This is a genomic window from Musicola keenii, from assembly GCF_014855505.1.
Lineage (GTDB): Bacteria > Pseudomonadota > Gammaproteobacteria > Enterobacterales > Enterobacteriaceae > Musicola > Musicola paradisiaca.
Genome location: NZ_JAAWVW010000009.1, coordinates 51,511 through 65,690 on the forward strand (window position 1 = coordinate 51,511; position 14,180 = coordinate 65,690).

The window sequence follows — 14,180 nt, forward strand, 5'->3', positions numbered from 1 at the left end:
TTTCGCATCGGGAATAATCGACATTAAAGTATGGCATCGGTCAATATTTTAAACCGTTATTTCCATAACGATCCGAAATCGTCGGATCCTGGTTATTACGCCGCGTATTCAACCATAAAAGCGCATCATTATTGCGCTTCAAAATGAATACAGGCATTGAAGCAGAATACACCGTTACAGTGACGCATTCTGTACTAAAAAAGAAGGATATATTCGGCCTTCACGCTATTTCCATTAAAAGGAGCCTATCATGGTGATTAAAGCCAATTTCGAATCCGATCACGGAAAAAGAAAAGAAATGTCCCACAAGGAACTGGGAACGATTCCCCACATGCCTTTTGAAGAATATTCGGAACGACTCAAACACTGTTTCACCATGAAGCGTGAAAACGGCATCCTTGAAGCGCGCCTGCATACCAACGGCGACAGTCTGCAATGGGGGGCGCCGGCGCATCAGGGTCTGCACTACTTCTTCGACTGGGCCGGCAGGGATCCGGACAACGAGGTCATCATCCTGGGGGGAACCGGGCCGGACTTTATGAAAGGCATCGGCCGTCTTGATGAAAAAGGCAACTGGCAACCGGCTACCGAATTTGCTTCCGCGCCGGAAGAAGCCTGGAAAATGTATGAGTATCAATACTATGACGGCACCAACGATATCGAAGGCCAGGTGTTCGACGTCGAAGTGCCGACCATCGGCGTCTGGAACGGCGCCGCATTCCATACCGATCTGGTGCTGTTCAGCGATATTACTCTGTGTACCGAAGACGCCTGGACCACTGAAATGCACTATCGCGTCAACATGGTGCCCGGCGACGGCATCCAGATCGCCTGGCGGGAACTGATGGGCCGTAAACGTTACGCCTACGCCGAACTGACCGGCGAGATCATCACCGCCCGTAAAGCACTGGCGCTCGGTATGGTCAACGAAATCTGCCCGGATATCGAATCCTGCTATAAACGCGCCCATGAAATCGCCGAGCTGATCATGAAGACCGGGACGCGCGTCACCCGCCGCATGACCACCCAGCAGTTGCGTAAACCCTGGAAGGAAGATATCGCCAACGAACTGCGTAACGCCTTCGCCACTGAAATGTTCGTCACTGCGACGGAACATTCTCCGCACGAAATCAACTACTGGAACTGGGCGCACGAAGAAGCTGAGTTGGTACGCGCCGCCGAGAAACGCGGCAAAGTCATCCGCCCGAGAATCGGCGGTGGTCAGGAAGAAGAAGAAATCAAGTAATAGCGCCTAAGCGCCACCGGCTGTGCCCGCCATGCTGCGCGGCACAGCCCGGCGCTGGCGTCACCCCGCCATGTCGTTGCCGAGAAACGCCCGGAACTCCCGAATGAACAGGCTCGCCGACGGGTTCAGGTTCTGTTTAACCCACACCAATTCCAGCACGAATCCGCAATCCGCTTCTTCCAGCTCCAACAGCACGCTGTTTTTACCCAGCAAATAGCCACGGTGCTTCGGCATCAGCAGCACCACGGAACGGTTCAGCTCCAGATTGAAACAGCAGGATTTCAGGTTCGAATACTCCTTATACAGGCTGAATTCAAACCCATGACGGCGGAGGAAATGGGTACTGTAATGCTCCGACTGGGCGAACTCCCGCGGGTCGACGCGGATCACCGGCCAGTCAACCACCTCCCGCAGCGATACCCGGCCACGGCCGGCCAACGGGTGGTGTCGGTTTACCGCCACGCACAGCGGGTCAGTCTGAAACGGCAACGAACAGAAATTTTCACGCTGCGCCATAAAATTGGGGCGAATCAGGAACCCCAAATCGCACTGGCCTTCTTCCAGCAATACCAGCGCTTCGTCCAGCTCGCTATCGCGGCAATCCACCATCACTTCCTGGTGTTGGCGCTGGAAATTATCCACCAGTTCGACCAGCAGTTGGCGGATGGCTTCCCCCAGAAACGTGATCGACAGACTGTGGCGGCTCTGCCCGGTAAAAGTACGCATCACCGATACCGAGCTGTCATATTGCTGAATCACTTTACGGACTTCAGAAAATAATAATTCCCCGGCGCTGGTGAGCTCGACTTTATGCGTATCGCGCCGAAACAACTCAGTGCCAAATATTTCCTCCATCTCTTTCATATGCCGGCTGAGCACCGGTTGCGTGATATTCATCTTTTGCGCCGCCCGGGTGAAACTCAAGGATTCGGACAACATAATAAATTCACGCAATAGCTGGATTTTCATGGGAATCCTTAATTCATATGAGCGATATAATTAGTGAGGATACATTCTAAGCTATTCGCCATGACAAACCGTGACAGGAATCATAACCGGTGGCTCGCGGTAAACAACAAAAAATAAATCATTTAAAATCATATAAATAAAATAAATCTCACCATTTATAACCGTCATCATCAACCTCTATTCGACCGTCGCCATCATACCCACACACAGGTGTGATGTATCCATCCGTAAAAATGTTGACGCGCCACCGGAATACATTTTTGTATCAGGATGATGTTTAAACGCATCGAATTATTGGCGCTCGCATTTTTCCCTGAAAAAATAAAAAAACATACCCGATAAAAATCAGACAAATAGAAAATTACGTTGTTCTTTTATTTCCCCCTTCGATACTGGCGCATGAATTGCTTTTTCTCTGTGTTTTCATTTACCGCTGTTATTCAGGCGATTTACCGGTGGGCATCATTGATGTGACCAGCCGGATAACGTTTCGCACCCGCGCATCTGACGGATGGCGACAGGCGGGCTCTGCGGTCGTCCACTCTCCGTGCGCTACGCGAGTACAGGCGATATCGGCATCAGCTAGCGTCTTCCCCTTTCCACTCTCCGCGCGCTACGCGAGTACAGCCAAACAGCCAGTGAACAAGACTTTCATACTCAAAAAGGCAATGTCATGCGTTATACAAGACGAGAACTACTTAGGAACCTGGGTTCCTGTACCGTGCTGTTGGTGGGGGGCGCTCCGCTGCAGCTGATTCTGGCCAGAGAAAACGTCGCCACCGGCGTTCGTTATGCCATGCTGCACGACGAAAGCCGCTGTATCGGTTGTCAGGCATGCGTCGCCGCCTGTAAGAAAACCAATCTGGTTCCGGATGGCGTAAGCCGGTTACAGGTGCTGCCTAATCCCGCCAGGGTTGAGGGCGCGCCAGCCGGCACGCCGCCGGTACGCCAGTTTTTCCGCCGTTCCTGCCAGCACTGCGACAACCCACCCTGCGTCAGCGCTTGCCCCACCGGCGCTTCTTATAAAGACCCGGCGACCGGCATCGTCGATGTCCACCACGACCGCTGCGTCGGCTGCCGCTACTGTCTGGCGGCCTGTCCTTACCATGTGCGCTTCATCCACCCGGAAAACCGTACCGCCGACAAGTGCAATTTCTGCCGCGATACCCAGTTAGCGAAGGGGAATCTGCCCGCCTGCGTACAGATTTGCCCGATGAAGGCACTAACCTTCGGCGATATTAACGACCCCAACAGCGACATTTCCCAGGCCATCCGCAGCAAACTGGTCTACCGCACCAAGCTCTATCTTGGCACGGGGCCGAACCTGTACCGGGTTGCCGGCAAGCAGGGCGAAATCCAGATCAATCGTACCTAACCACGCTTTCGATAATGGGGAACATCATGATTAACAACGCTTTTCACTTCGATACGCTGGTGTGGGACTGGCCTATCGCCATCTACCTGTTTGTCCTTGGTATTGCCTCGGGCATGGTGATCATCGCGCTTGGCCTACAACGCCATCTTCCGGCGGAACAACGCCTCCGGTTTCAATACCGCGCCGCCATCGGCGCGCCGTTAATGGTCGCCATCGGTCTGACGCTGCTGGTGTTCCACCTCACCCGGCCGTTGTCCTTCTGGTATGTCATGCGGTATTACAACCCCGGCTCGGTCATGTCGCTGGGCGTCATGCTGTTCCAGATCTTCTTCCTGGCGCTGGCGTTCTGGTGGCTGCAACTCGGCCACCACTGGCTGATGCAGCAGGCGCAGCGGTATCGGGGGGGAATCGGCGCGGCGTTAAGCGGGCTCGGACGGCTGGGAAACCAACTCGATCGCCATGCCCGGCAACTTAACGGCGTGCTGGCGCTGCTGGCCGTGCTGCTCGGCGTCTATACCGGCTTCCTGCTGTCGACGCTGAAAGGTTTTCCCTTGCTGAACAATGGGCTACTTCCGGTGTTATTCCTGAATTCCGGGGTCATCTCCGGCCTGGCCGTGCTGTCGCTGTGTCATGCTTGCAGTACATCGTCGCCGGAGGCGGCAAGGGCGGTTCCGTCATTGCTGCACCGGATTGAGCGCGGATGCCTGCTGCTGGAAGCGCTGCTGCTGACGGCGTTTTTCTTTGGCCTGTATACCGGCGGAGGCGCCAAAACCGACGCGGCCATCACGGCGTTGCAGGGGTTCTGGGGCGGTGTGTTCTGGATTGGCGTGGCGGGTATCGGCATCCTGCTGCCGCTGTTGCTGTCATTACGGCGCCACACTGGGCGATACGCTACCGTCGTGATGGCGCTGCTGGCACTGCTGAGTGTGCTGTCGTTCCGCTTTTTTATTCTGTATGCCGGGCAGATGGTGACGGCCTGATACACGTCCCGCCGCATCGATATGCGGATGCGGCGGGCAACGTCCTTAGCGTCTGGGGGTCAGCCCCAGCAGAGTATCCAGATACAGGTTGGCCTGGATCACAAACGACCAGCCATTCTGCGGGATCAAACTGGTGTAGGGATTGCCCCAGTTGTTCATCTTCCAGGTGCGCGAACCGATGAGCTGTAGCTCAACATCCGGAGTCAGGAACAGATTGGCGGTCAGGCTCGCCTGATATTGATTGCGATCCGGCGACCAGCCACGCCCCCCGGCGCTGCGGAATGCATCGGTCAGAAAGCGCTGTTCGTCGCTGGTTAAACGCAGCCAGCTGACGTTCAGGCTGTAACTGTCGAGCGGACGGGATTCCCAAGGCGAAGACAGGATCAGACCGGTATGCAGCAGCGACCCCAGCCCGTTATCCACCTGCTCGTTAAGCAGATAGGTCATATCCGCATAGCCACTGATCGCCGTCGGGTGCCGATTATCGGCATCACGCCCGCCGTCCTGGCGCCAGAGCGCTTTTTTAGCGCCGACGTACAACGCGCTGGCGCCGGAATCACGGCGGGCCGCCGCGCTGCTGTCCGTCACCTGCGATGTACCGTTCACGGTGTAATAAGGTTCGTTGTAGCTGCGAAAGCTATGCGTCGCCATCAGTTCCCAGTTCAGCGGATAGCGTGCGTCGCGCCAGTCCTGACGGCTGACCAGGTTGGCCGCCAGCAGCGCGTTTTCCCCTTTGCCGTCGCCCCGGAATCCTTCTTCCCAGCCGTTGGTAAACGGATAGCCACGATAGGTACGCCATCCGCCGACGCCGGCCGTGAGTTGCGGCGTCGCACGCCAGGCCATACGCGCCCCCCAGCCGGAGTACGGCATGGCGGAATACCCGACCGAATTGACCAACAGCGTATTGACGCAAGCCATTGGGGAATCGCACTGCGGCGTGCCGAAATACATCCCCGGGTTACTTTTGCCGAACTCCAGCGAGTAGCGATCATCAGCGCCCCAGGTCTGTTCATAGGTAAAACGCATCAGGTGCGCAGTCTGGGGAATGTAGGGCGGCGGATTCCCCACCAGTGTATCCCCGACCTGGGTACCGTAATCCCAGTTGTGGCTGAACGGCACCCACAGCTGCAAAAAGTGTACTTTGCCGCCGGGGATCAGGTTCATCCGTTCCAAATCGATATCCGCGCCGGCAAGCAGCATGGTCAAGGCTTCCGACTCATGCGTCTGCAAACCGGCGCTGGGGTTGGTGAAATAAAATTGGCTCGCCTGCAAATGCACGCCAACGCCATGCTGCTCTAGCCATTCCCCCGTTTCGCTCAGGGGTGCGTCGCCGGCGGCAATGCTGCAGGCGGGCCATAACAACAAGGCGGAGGAATAATAAGCAGCGGGTGAAACCAGAGAGGCAAAATATTCTAATAATGTCTTTTTCATCGTAATTATCCTTTTCGTTCCGAACCATGCCGGAACCGCTTGCTTCAAATGCCCTGAATGAATGTGCTCGCCCGACGCCGCAACGAGCAGACCGGGTGTGAGCCAACGGGAGAAGCGCTCGGCAAACGCATCACGCTCCCCGCCAGAGAACCTCCGCCAGGCAAGCAGGAACTATCATCAGGGCCAGGGCGTCAGGATGGCGCCCACAACGCGCCACCCCGCAGCCCGGTTAGTGTTATTTCGCCCCTTTCACGAACTGCGCCGCGTTTTCGCCGGCAATGCGTCCGGTGTTGAAGGCATAGCCATTCGCCAGCCCCTGGTAAGGGGGATAAGCCGGCGTGGAATAGAACCCAGCGGCGTCGTTGCCAACCACGTACAAACCCGGTATCGATTTAATATTCTTATCCGTGGCCTGTAATTGCTCGTTGACGCGCACCCCGCCCAGCGTACTCAAGCTGACTTCTTGCGCCTTGAAGGCGTAGAACGGCCCGGTGCTGACGGGGAACGCCAGATACCTGGCATTTTTGAGGTAGAGCGTGTCTTTTTTGTTTTTCACCATCTGGTTGTAAGTCGCGATGGTCGCGGAGAGTTTTTCCGGCGCCATGCCGGCGTTTTTTGCCAGCTCGGCCAGCGTATTCCCTTTGAGGACATTGCCCGATTTGACGCCCACCTCGCTCAGCGCGACGAAATCGCCCGCCCCGGTGGGGTTGGGCGCACCCGCGCCGGAAATGTCGAACGGCAATTTGCCCTGGCTGTAGGCTTTCAACGTCGGGGTATCCACCACGATGAAATAGTTGCCGCCCACACTGTAGCTGGCGTTGGACCAGTATGCGGTGTCATACACCAGGCCTTCATCGGCAAAACGCTGACCGGACACATCAACCCACAGCAACGGCGACTTCAACAGCCTGATCAGCGGGCTGTCGTTGAAACCGCTGCCCTGCTGCGCGTCCACGCCCACCAGTTTGTTGGCGTGCAACAACGCCGACTGGACATTCCACTGCGCTGCGCCGGCCTGCCAAGCCATCTTCACGCCCTCGCCGTGATTGGCCCAGGCCAGCAGCGAAATGTTATCGGTCAGCATCACGTCGGACAGCATCTTCTTGTTGCCGCCGAACCCGCCGGTGGCGAGGATAACCGCGCGCGCATGCACCGTCAGACGGCCGCCGTCCGCTTTGGTAGCAATCACGCCGGTAACGTCCCCGCTCTCATTTTTGATCAGCGACTGGCCGGTCGTCCGCGTCATCAGCGTGCCGCCCATTTTGGCCAGGTTCGCATACATATTGTCGAACGCGGCCCGGGTGTCTTTGTAGTGGTGGTAAATCTGCCAGCGAATCGGATCCTCGTCCTGAGCCTGCTGGGGATTCTTGTCGGACAGATAGGTTTCGACGCCATACTTCTGCAACCAGTCGATGGTTGAGGCGGACTTGTCGATCACCGCGCGCGTCAGCGCCGCATTCGAGAGGTAATGGTTGTAATCCATCATGCGGACGAACAGATCATCCGAGGTGAAGTTGATCTTCTTCGCCTTCTCCTGCGACGAGCCGACCGCAAACAGACCGCTCGCCAGCTTGCCCGCGCCGCCGACCGACGGTGCCTTTTCCAGCACCACGACCTTGACGCCGCGTTCCGCCGCGGCCAGCGCCGCCGCAGAGCCGGATGCGCCGCCGCCGACCACCACCACGTCCGTGGTGATTTCCTGTGCTTCTCCGACGACCTTCGCAATTTGCTGTTTATAGCGCCCGACGTCAGCGCCGGATTGCGCCAGCGCCGCTTCTGCGGCCTTTTTCACCGCGTTGCTGGTTTCCGTCGCGCCGGTCATACCGTCCACGCTCAGGCTTTGCCGATCCAGAATCGCCTTGCCGACTTCAGGCCCGGCGTTTCGCCGTCGGCATTGACCGACAGGTGGGTGATCTTGCCGCTCTGATCCACCCCGAGCGTAACGCTGACGCTGCTTTCCTTACCTTGTGCGCTGCCGGTGTAATCCCCGGGAACAATACTTTCCGCCTGAGCAGTGCCCATCACACACAAGCCCAGAAGACCAGCCAACACCGACCGTACGGGATAACGCTGTGGGCCAACTTTTTTTCTTTCATAAGTCATAGCAGTACCTTTTCTTCGTTATAAAAATACCTTCATCTGCGGCGGAACCACGTCAGGATGACGCGGTGCTGCCGATACGTTTTTCAAGCTGAAAAAACAGAGGGATACACAAAAACAGCCCAACGCCCATCATGCGGAATACCCGGTCATAGCCGATCGGCGGCGTACCGGACGCGGAGAGGCCGTCGGCATGCAGCAGCAGGAAACCTAAGGAAATGCCCAATGTCATGGACATCAGTTGAACCAGCGTGAGCAGGCTGTTGCCCGCGCCGTAGCTGTGGTCGTCAAGATCGTGAAACGCCAGAGTATTCAGACCGTTGTAGAGCATTGAGCTGCACAGCCCCAGCATCATGGTCAGCGTCAGCAGCAGGGATACGCTGGCGCCTTGTGCCGCCACGGCGATCAGCAACAGTGCGCACGACAGGCTGGCCCCGCTCAGTAAACGCCGATAGCCGTAACGCGCCAGCAGCACGCCGTTGAACAGACGCGCCCCCAGCGCGCCGAGGGAAAACGCCAGCAGCGCCAACGCGCCGGTCTGCCCGCCCGAGGCACCGCGGGCCTGCAACAACAGTGACAGCATCAATGGCGCGGCCGCCAGACACAGACGCACCAGCACATTCCCCAACAGACTCACGCGATAGCTATGCCGCCGGAGCAGCGAGAACCGGAAAATCCCGTCATGCCGCCCACCGCGCCGCCGCCAGTAAGACAGCGCCAGGCCCGGTATGATCACCGCCGCCAGCAACGCTGTGGCCGGTGACAGCAGACGCTGGCCGCTCGGGGTCGACAGCACCAGCAACGCCAGCAATGCCGGTGCGAGCAGCGCATAGCCGTGCAGATCGAAAACCGGCGTTGTCAGCCGCTGACAGCGCGTAACGGGCAGCCACAAACAAGGCAGACACAACGGCAGCGGTAACAGAAACAATCCGCGCCAGGACAGCAGCGTCAGACAGGCCGCCCCGCCTAACGGCCCAAGCAGCGTCCCCAGCAAGCCGATGGCCGTGGCCTGATTGAGCCGCCGCACCCGCTCGCGTTGATCCGCGCCGTGCAGCAGCATCACCCGAGCGCAGGCCAGCATCAACGCACCGCCGCACCCCTGCCACCCGCGCCACAGACAGAGCGCGTCCAGGCTCGTGGCGCTGGCGCTGCCCACCGCGGCGAGCATAAACAGAGTCAGCGCCCACCGGTAAACCAGCCCGGCCCCCCAACGCCCCATCAGATAGTCGCTACACGGCGTACTGACGACCACAGCGGCCAGATAGCTCAGCACCACCGCGTCCATGTCGCGCACCGCCACCCCAAACGTCTGCGCCAGCGTCGGCAGCGCCAGATAAAGCAACGTGGTATCGCTGGACTGGATCAGAAAGGTCAGTGCCGCCCCCAGGATCGGCGTGCGCGGATGCACAGAGGCGCCGCGTTGGTAAAACATGAGCTTCATGGGCACGAGTCCTTGGGGTGTGGGTGCGATGGTCTAGGGCTGAGCAAGGGGCATGCCAGTGTTACGACGGGAGATAAATCCAAATAACCAATTGATTAAAAAGAAAATAAAAACAGATGTCGTCAATTGTTTCAGACACCGACTGTAGGGTGATGCGATTCCGTATCGATTTGCTATCGTCGCCGTATCAGCGGCGCGCGGTTGCTGACTGGCACCGTGACGGCGGCGGTAAAGGGAACGGACATCGGGCATCGCGAAGCGATTTGCGCTTCCCGGAAGGAATGTCATCGCAGTCGCAGTTATCTGGCTGATTTAACATTTTTTATGCCGGTGAAACGATACTGTTTTCTATTAGCCAGGGGACCGTTTGCTGCGAGAAAAAATAATCATGAAAATGGCAGAGATGATAGAAAGCGACATTAACTACAAAGAGATCCTAGATAACCTGGAGTGTCCCATCTATGTCACCGATGCCAGGGGGATCACCCGTTATGTCAACCGCGCCTATATTGCGGAGAATCCCATGTGGGATCCGGCGCACCTTATCGGCCGCAACGTTCGGGACATCATCAAAGAAGGAAAATGCTTCTCGCAAGCCATCACCCCCAAGGTGTTGCAGGAGCGGCGGGAGGCGTTCGAATTGCTCAGCCACCCATTGCTGCCGGGGAAAAGCGCCTTTGTTTCCGGCCGCCCCATCTACGACCAGCACCGGGCTCTGAAACATGTGGTATCGATCCTCTATGTGGACTCTTTTTTTCAGCGTCTGCACACCCACTTTAACTACCCGCTGCGTCAGATCTGCTCATTAGGGAAAGTCCCTTCCCAGGCCACGCTAACCGGCGATACGTTGCCAATACCGCTGATCGGCCGCAGCGATACCCTCAACCGCATCCGAACACTATTAACCCGGATAGCGCCCACTAATGTACCCGTGTTAATCACCGGCGAATCAGGCACCGGCAAAGAAGTGATCGCCAGCGCCATCCAACGGTTCAGCGCGCGCGCCGACAAGCCGTTTATTAAGGTCAACTGCGCCGCCATCCCGACCAGCCTGCTGGAAAGCGAGCTGTTCGGCTACGACAAAGGCGCGTTCACCGGCGCAACCACCCAAGGGAAGCCGGGCTTTTTTGAACAGGCCAACGGAGGGACGCTGTTTCTCGATGAAATCGGCGAGCTGCCGTGGGAAGCGCAGGCCAAACTCTTGCGCGTGCTGCAACATCAGGAAATTCAGCGGCTGGGCAGCACTCGTAGCATCATGCTGGATGTGCGGATCATCGCCGCCACCAACGCCAGCCTGCAGGAAAAAATCCAGCAACGCCTGTTTCGCAGCGATCTCTATTACCGGTTGAGCATCATCCCGCTGCATCTGCCGCCGCTGCGTGAGAGACCTGAAGACATTCCGTTGCTGATCGAGTTTTTTTCCGGGGTGTTCGATCAGCAGTACCAGCGCATCATCCGCTTCGATGTGGACGGCATCGACCGCCTTAAGCACCATATCTGGCCCGGCAATGTGCGGGAACTGCGCAACTTTCTGGAGTACATGTACATCTGCGCCGAAGAAAACTTCGTCGATGTCACGACTATCGAACACTGGTTGCTCGGCAACCGTAGCGAGGCACCGACGGACACGCCGCTGCAGTGCCCCGTCAGCGAACTGGAGAGCTTCTGCCAGTCCATGCTGGAAATGGACGTGCCGCTGAAAACCATTATCGATGAGGTGGAACGGTGCGTGCTGCGCCAGTCGCTGGCGACTCACAAAACCACCTACGCCGTGGCGAAAAAGCTGGGCGTGGCGCAACCCACCATCGTACGTAAGCTCCACGGGCACAACCTGCGCCCGGAATAACGTCGCCATGGATAGCGCGTGGGAACAGGCGCACCCCAGCCTGACGTGCGCCACCCGGTGTCGGCGGCACATAAAACAGGCAGACGATGGGACAAGCTCGGCATTAGGTACATCACTGAGCGTGCGTCTGGCGCGCACGGCAGGGCCATCACCGCATAAAACCGACGCGACACAGGCCATCAATCGTGCAGGAGTCACCGAGCGATGCTGTCGGCTATCGTTAGTCAAATTAATCTATTAAAAATAAAAATCTAGATAGCCACTGGCTATCACAATAGTCATGTAATCCGATTTTATCTCCTCACCATTGCTCACTAAGCTTAACAGGGACAGTCAGGCTATCTGATGCAACGTCCAGCCAGCCCGACAAGCCAATTCACATGACGGCGCCCACACTCTCTGACGCGAGCTATTTCATGTCCGTCGTTCATCACCCGCACTCTAGGTGAACGAGGATCTTTGAGCAAAAGGTAGGAACACATGACGACTGAAAGCAAATGCCCTTTTCATCAGACCAACACCGCCGGCAGCGGCGGCACCTCCAACCGGGACTGGTGGCCGGAACAACTGAATCTGAATATCCTGCACCAGCATTCATCGTTGTCCGATCCGATGGACGACAATTTCAATTACGCGCAAGCCTTCAATACGCTCGATCTGGACGCCGTTAAACACGATCTTCACGCATTGATGACCGATTCCCAGGAATGGTGGCCCGCCGACTTCGGCCACTACGGCCCGTTATTCATCCGCATGGCCTGGCACAGCGCAGGCACTTACCGTACCGGCGACGGCCGCGGCGGTGCGGGCGCCGGTCAACAACGCTTCGCTCCGCTCAATAGCTGGCCGGATAACGGCAACCTCGATAAAGCGCGCCGCCTGTTGTGGCCAATCAAGCAAAAATACGGTCGTAAACTCTCGTGGGCTGACCTGATGATCCTCGCCGGTAATGTCGCGCTGGAGTCGATGGGCTTTAAGACCTTCGGCTTCGCCGGCGGCCGGGCAGATGTCTGGGAACCGGAAGAAGATGTGTATTGGGGGGCGGAAAAGACATGGCTCGGCGGCGACAAACGCTATGCTGGCGAGCGGGATCTGGAAAATCCGCTGGCGGCGGTGCAAATGGGGCTGATTTACGTCAACCCGGAAGGCCCGGACGGCAACCCGGATCCCATCGCTGCCGCCAAAGACATTCGTGAAACCTTTAAACGGATGGCGATGAACGACGAGGAAACCGTCGCCCTGATTGCCGGTGGCCATACCTTCGGTAAAACCCACGGCGCCGGCGACGCCGCGCTGGTCGGCCCGGAACCGGAAGCGGCAGCGATTGAAGAACAGGGGCTGGGCTGGAAAAGCCGTTTTGGTAGCGGTAAAGGCGGCGACGCCATCACCAGCGGGCTTGAAGTCATATGGACTCAGACACCGACCCAATGGAGCAACTACTTTTTCCAGAACCTGTTCGGCTACGAATGGGAACTGACCAAAAGCCCGGCGGGCGCTCACCAGTGGCAGCCGAAGAACGGTGCCGGCGCCGACGAGATACCGGATGCGCACGACCCGGCCAAACGCCGCGTGCCGACCATGTTGACTACCGATCTGTCGCTGCGTTTCGACCCGATCTACGCGGAAATTTCCCGTCGCTTCTACGAGAACCCGGATCAATTTGCCGACGCCTTCGCCCGCGCCTGGTTCAAACTGACCCACCGCGATATGGGGCCGCGTGCCCGCTACCTTGGCCCGGATGTCCCGGCCGAAGAACTGATTTGGCAAGATCCGATCCCTGCGGTTAATCATCCGCTGGTGAGCGAGCAACATATCGCCGACCTGAAAAACCAGATTCTGGCTTCCGGCCTGACGGTATCGCAGTTGGTCTCCACCGCTTGGGCTTCCGCTGCCACCTTCCGAGGCTCCGACAAGCGCGGCGGCGCCAACGGCGCGCGCATTCGCCTGGCACCGCAGAAAGACTGGCCGGTCAATCAGCCGGCGCAGCTGGCGGCCGTGTTGCACACGCTGGAAGGTATTCAGCATGCGTTCAACCATGCTCAGGCCGATAGCACGCAAATTTCATTGGCGGACCTGATTGTTCTGGCAGGCGGAGTCGGTATTGAACTCGCCGCGAAAAACGCCGGTTACACCCTGAGCGTGCCGTTCACGCCGGGGCGGATGGACGCCTCGCAGGAACAAACCGACGTTGAATCATTCGCGGTACTGGAACCGATCGCCGACGGTTTCCGCAACTACCTGAAGGGGAATTACAGTATCCCGGCCGAATCGTTGTTGGTGGATAAAGCGCAGTTGTTGACGTTGAACGCGCCGGAACTGACGGTGCTGCTGGGTGGGCTGCGTGTACTGGACATCAATACCGACCATACGCAACACGGCGTCTTCACTCATCGTCCACAGGCATTAACCAACGATTTCTTCGTCAATCTGCTGGACATGGGCACCGTCTGGAAACCGACCGCCGACGGTGTGTTCGAAGGACGTGACCGGGCTACCGGCGCACTCAAATGGACAGCCACCCGCGTCGACCTGATCTTCGGCTCACACTCCCAACTGCGGGCATTGGCGGAAGTCTACGGCAGCGCGGACGCACAGGAGAAATTCATCCGCGACTTCATCGCCGTCTGGACGCGGGTGATGAACCTCGATCGCTTCGATATCGCCTGATCATCCGGCATCACCGTGCACCGTCGGCGGAGCATATCGTCTTCCGCCGACGGTGCGTCGGCAGATACGGCGCACCAAAGGGATAGCCTCATGTGGGTGACGCAATCCCTCTCACATCATGCCGT

The 14,180-nt window shown here is 57.9% G+C and carries 10 protein-coding genes; 5 read left to right on the top strand and 5 right to left on the bottom strand.

Going from position 1 to position 14,180, the window contains the following annotated elements; all coding sequences use genetic code 11:
- Window positions 1-250 precede the first annotated feature (250 nt).
- Complete coding sequence (locus HEP82_RS11520; RefSeq protein ID WP_192458213.1) at window positions 251-1,246, top strand: enoyl-CoA hydratase/isomerase family protein; 996 nt, start codon at window positions 251-253, stop codon at window positions 1,244-1,246.
- Window positions 1,247-1,306: 60 nt separating this feature from the next.
- On the opposite strand, the gene HEP82_RS11525 is transcribed toward HEP82_RS11520, so the two are convergent.
- Window positions 1,307-2,215, bottom strand: coding sequence for a LysR family transcriptional regulator (locus tag HEP82_RS11525; protein WP_192458214.1), 909 nt, complete (start codon window positions 2,213-2,215; stop codon window positions 1,307-1,309).
- Between the two features lie 673 nt (window positions 2,216-2,888).
- Here HEP82_RS11525 and HEP82_RS11530 point away from each other — a divergent pair.
- Together HEP82_RS11530 and nrfD are read left to right on the top strand one after the other, a co-directional pair.
- Window positions 2,889-3,590: a 4Fe-4S dicluster domain-containing protein gene (locus HEP82_RS11530; protein ID WP_192458215.1), complete on the top strand. Its 702-nt coding sequence runs from the start codon at window positions 2,889-2,891 to the stop codon at window positions 3,588-3,590.
- 26 nt (window positions 3,591-3,616) lie between these two features.
- Window positions 3,617-4,570: an NrfD/PsrC family molybdoenzyme membrane anchor subunit gene (nrfD, locus tag HEP82_RS11535; RefSeq protein ID WP_225622437.1), complete on the top strand. Its 954-nt coding sequence runs from the start codon at window positions 3,617-3,619 to the stop codon at window positions 4,568-4,570.
- A gap of 45 nt (window positions 4,571-4,615) precedes the next feature.
- Here the strand turns inward: nrfD and HEP82_RS11540 are convergent, their stop codons facing one another.
- The 4 genes from HEP82_RS11540 to HEP82_RS11550 form a co-directional block, all read right to left on the bottom strand.
- Window positions 4,616-6,001 (bottom strand): carbohydrate porin, encoded by a 1,386-nt coding sequence (locus tag HEP82_RS11540; RefSeq protein ID WP_192458216.1) that lies wholly within the window; start codon window positions 5,999-6,001, stop codon window positions 4,616-4,618.
- A gap of 235 nt (window positions 6,002-6,236) precedes the next feature.
- The gene (locus HEP82_RS11545) at window positions 6,237-7,823 is read right to left on the bottom strand and encodes an FAD-dependent oxidoreductase (RefSeq protein WP_237048274.1); all 1,587 of its coding nucleotides are present in this window, start codon (window positions 7,821-7,823) and stop codon (window positions 6,237-6,239) included.
- 11 nt (window positions 7,824-7,834) lie between these two features.
- Window positions 7,835-8,104: an FMN-binding protein gene (locus tag HEP82_RS19970; protein ID WP_225622438.1), complete on the bottom strand. Its 270-nt coding sequence runs from the start codon at window positions 8,102-8,104 to the stop codon at window positions 7,835-7,837.
- 52 nt (window positions 8,105-8,156) lie between these two features.
- Window positions 8,157-9,542 carry an MFS transporter gene (locus HEP82_RS11550; protein ID WP_192458217.1) on the bottom strand — a complete coding sequence of 462 codons (1,386 nt, stop codon included), beginning with the start codon at window positions 9,540-9,542 and terminating at the stop codon, window positions 8,157-8,159.
- Window positions 9,543-9,930: 388 nt separating this feature from the next.
- Here HEP82_RS11550 and HEP82_RS20130 point away from each other — a divergent pair, with 388 nt between their 5' ends.
- Window positions 9,931-11,388 (top strand): sigma-54 interaction domain-containing protein, encoded by a 1,458-nt coding sequence (locus HEP82_RS20130; protein ID WP_192458218.1) that lies wholly within the window; start codon window positions 9,931-9,933, stop codon window positions 11,386-11,388.
- A gap of 480 nt (window positions 11,389-11,868) precedes the next feature.
- Window positions 11,869-14,055 (top strand): catalase/peroxidase HPI, encoded by a 2,187-nt coding sequence (katG, locus tag HEP82_RS11560; protein ID WP_192458219.1) that lies wholly within the window; start codon window positions 11,869-11,871, stop codon window positions 14,053-14,055.
- Window positions 14,056-14,180 lie beyond the last annotated feature (125 nt).

Excerpts from the sequence above, each read along its gene's own strand:
- HEP82_RS11520 (WP_192458213.1), top strand. The coding sequence starts at position 251 with ATGGTGATTAAAGCCAATTTCGAATCCGATCACGGAAAAAGAAAAGAA.
- HEP82_RS11525 (WP_192458214.1), bottom strand. The coding sequence starts at position 2,215 with ATGAAAATCCAGCTATTGCGTGAATTTATTATGTTGTCCGAATCCTTG.
- HEP82_RS11530 (WP_192458215.1), top strand. The coding sequence starts at position 2,889 with ATGCGTTATACAAGACGAGAACTACTTAGGAACCTGGGTTCCTGTACC.
- nrfD (WP_225622437.1), top strand. The coding sequence starts at position 3,617 with ATGATTAACAACGCTTTTCACTTCGATACGCTGGTGTGGGACTGGCCT.
- HEP82_RS11540 (WP_192458216.1), bottom strand. The coding sequence starts at position 6,001 with ATGAAAAAGACATTATTAGAATATTTTGCCTCTCTGGTTTCACCCGCT.
- HEP82_RS11545 (WP_237048274.1), bottom strand. The coding sequence starts at position 7,823 with ATGACCGGCGCGACGGAAACCAGCAACGCGGTGAAAAAGGCCGCAGAA.
- HEP82_RS19970 (WP_225622438.1), bottom strand. The coding sequence starts at position 8,104 with ATGACTTATGAAAGAAAAAAAGTTGGCCCACAGCGTTATCCCGTACGG.
- HEP82_RS11550 (WP_192458217.1), bottom strand. The coding sequence starts at position 9,542 with ATGAAGCTCATGTTTTACCAACGCGGCGCCTCTGTGCATCCGCGCACG.
- HEP82_RS20130 (WP_192458218.1), top strand. The coding sequence starts at position 9,931 with ATGAAAATGGCAGAGATGATAGAAAGCGACATTAACTACAAAGAGATC.
- katG (WP_192458219.1), top strand. The coding sequence starts at position 11,869 with ATGACGACTGAAAGCAAATGCCCTTTTCATCAGACCAACACCGCCGGC.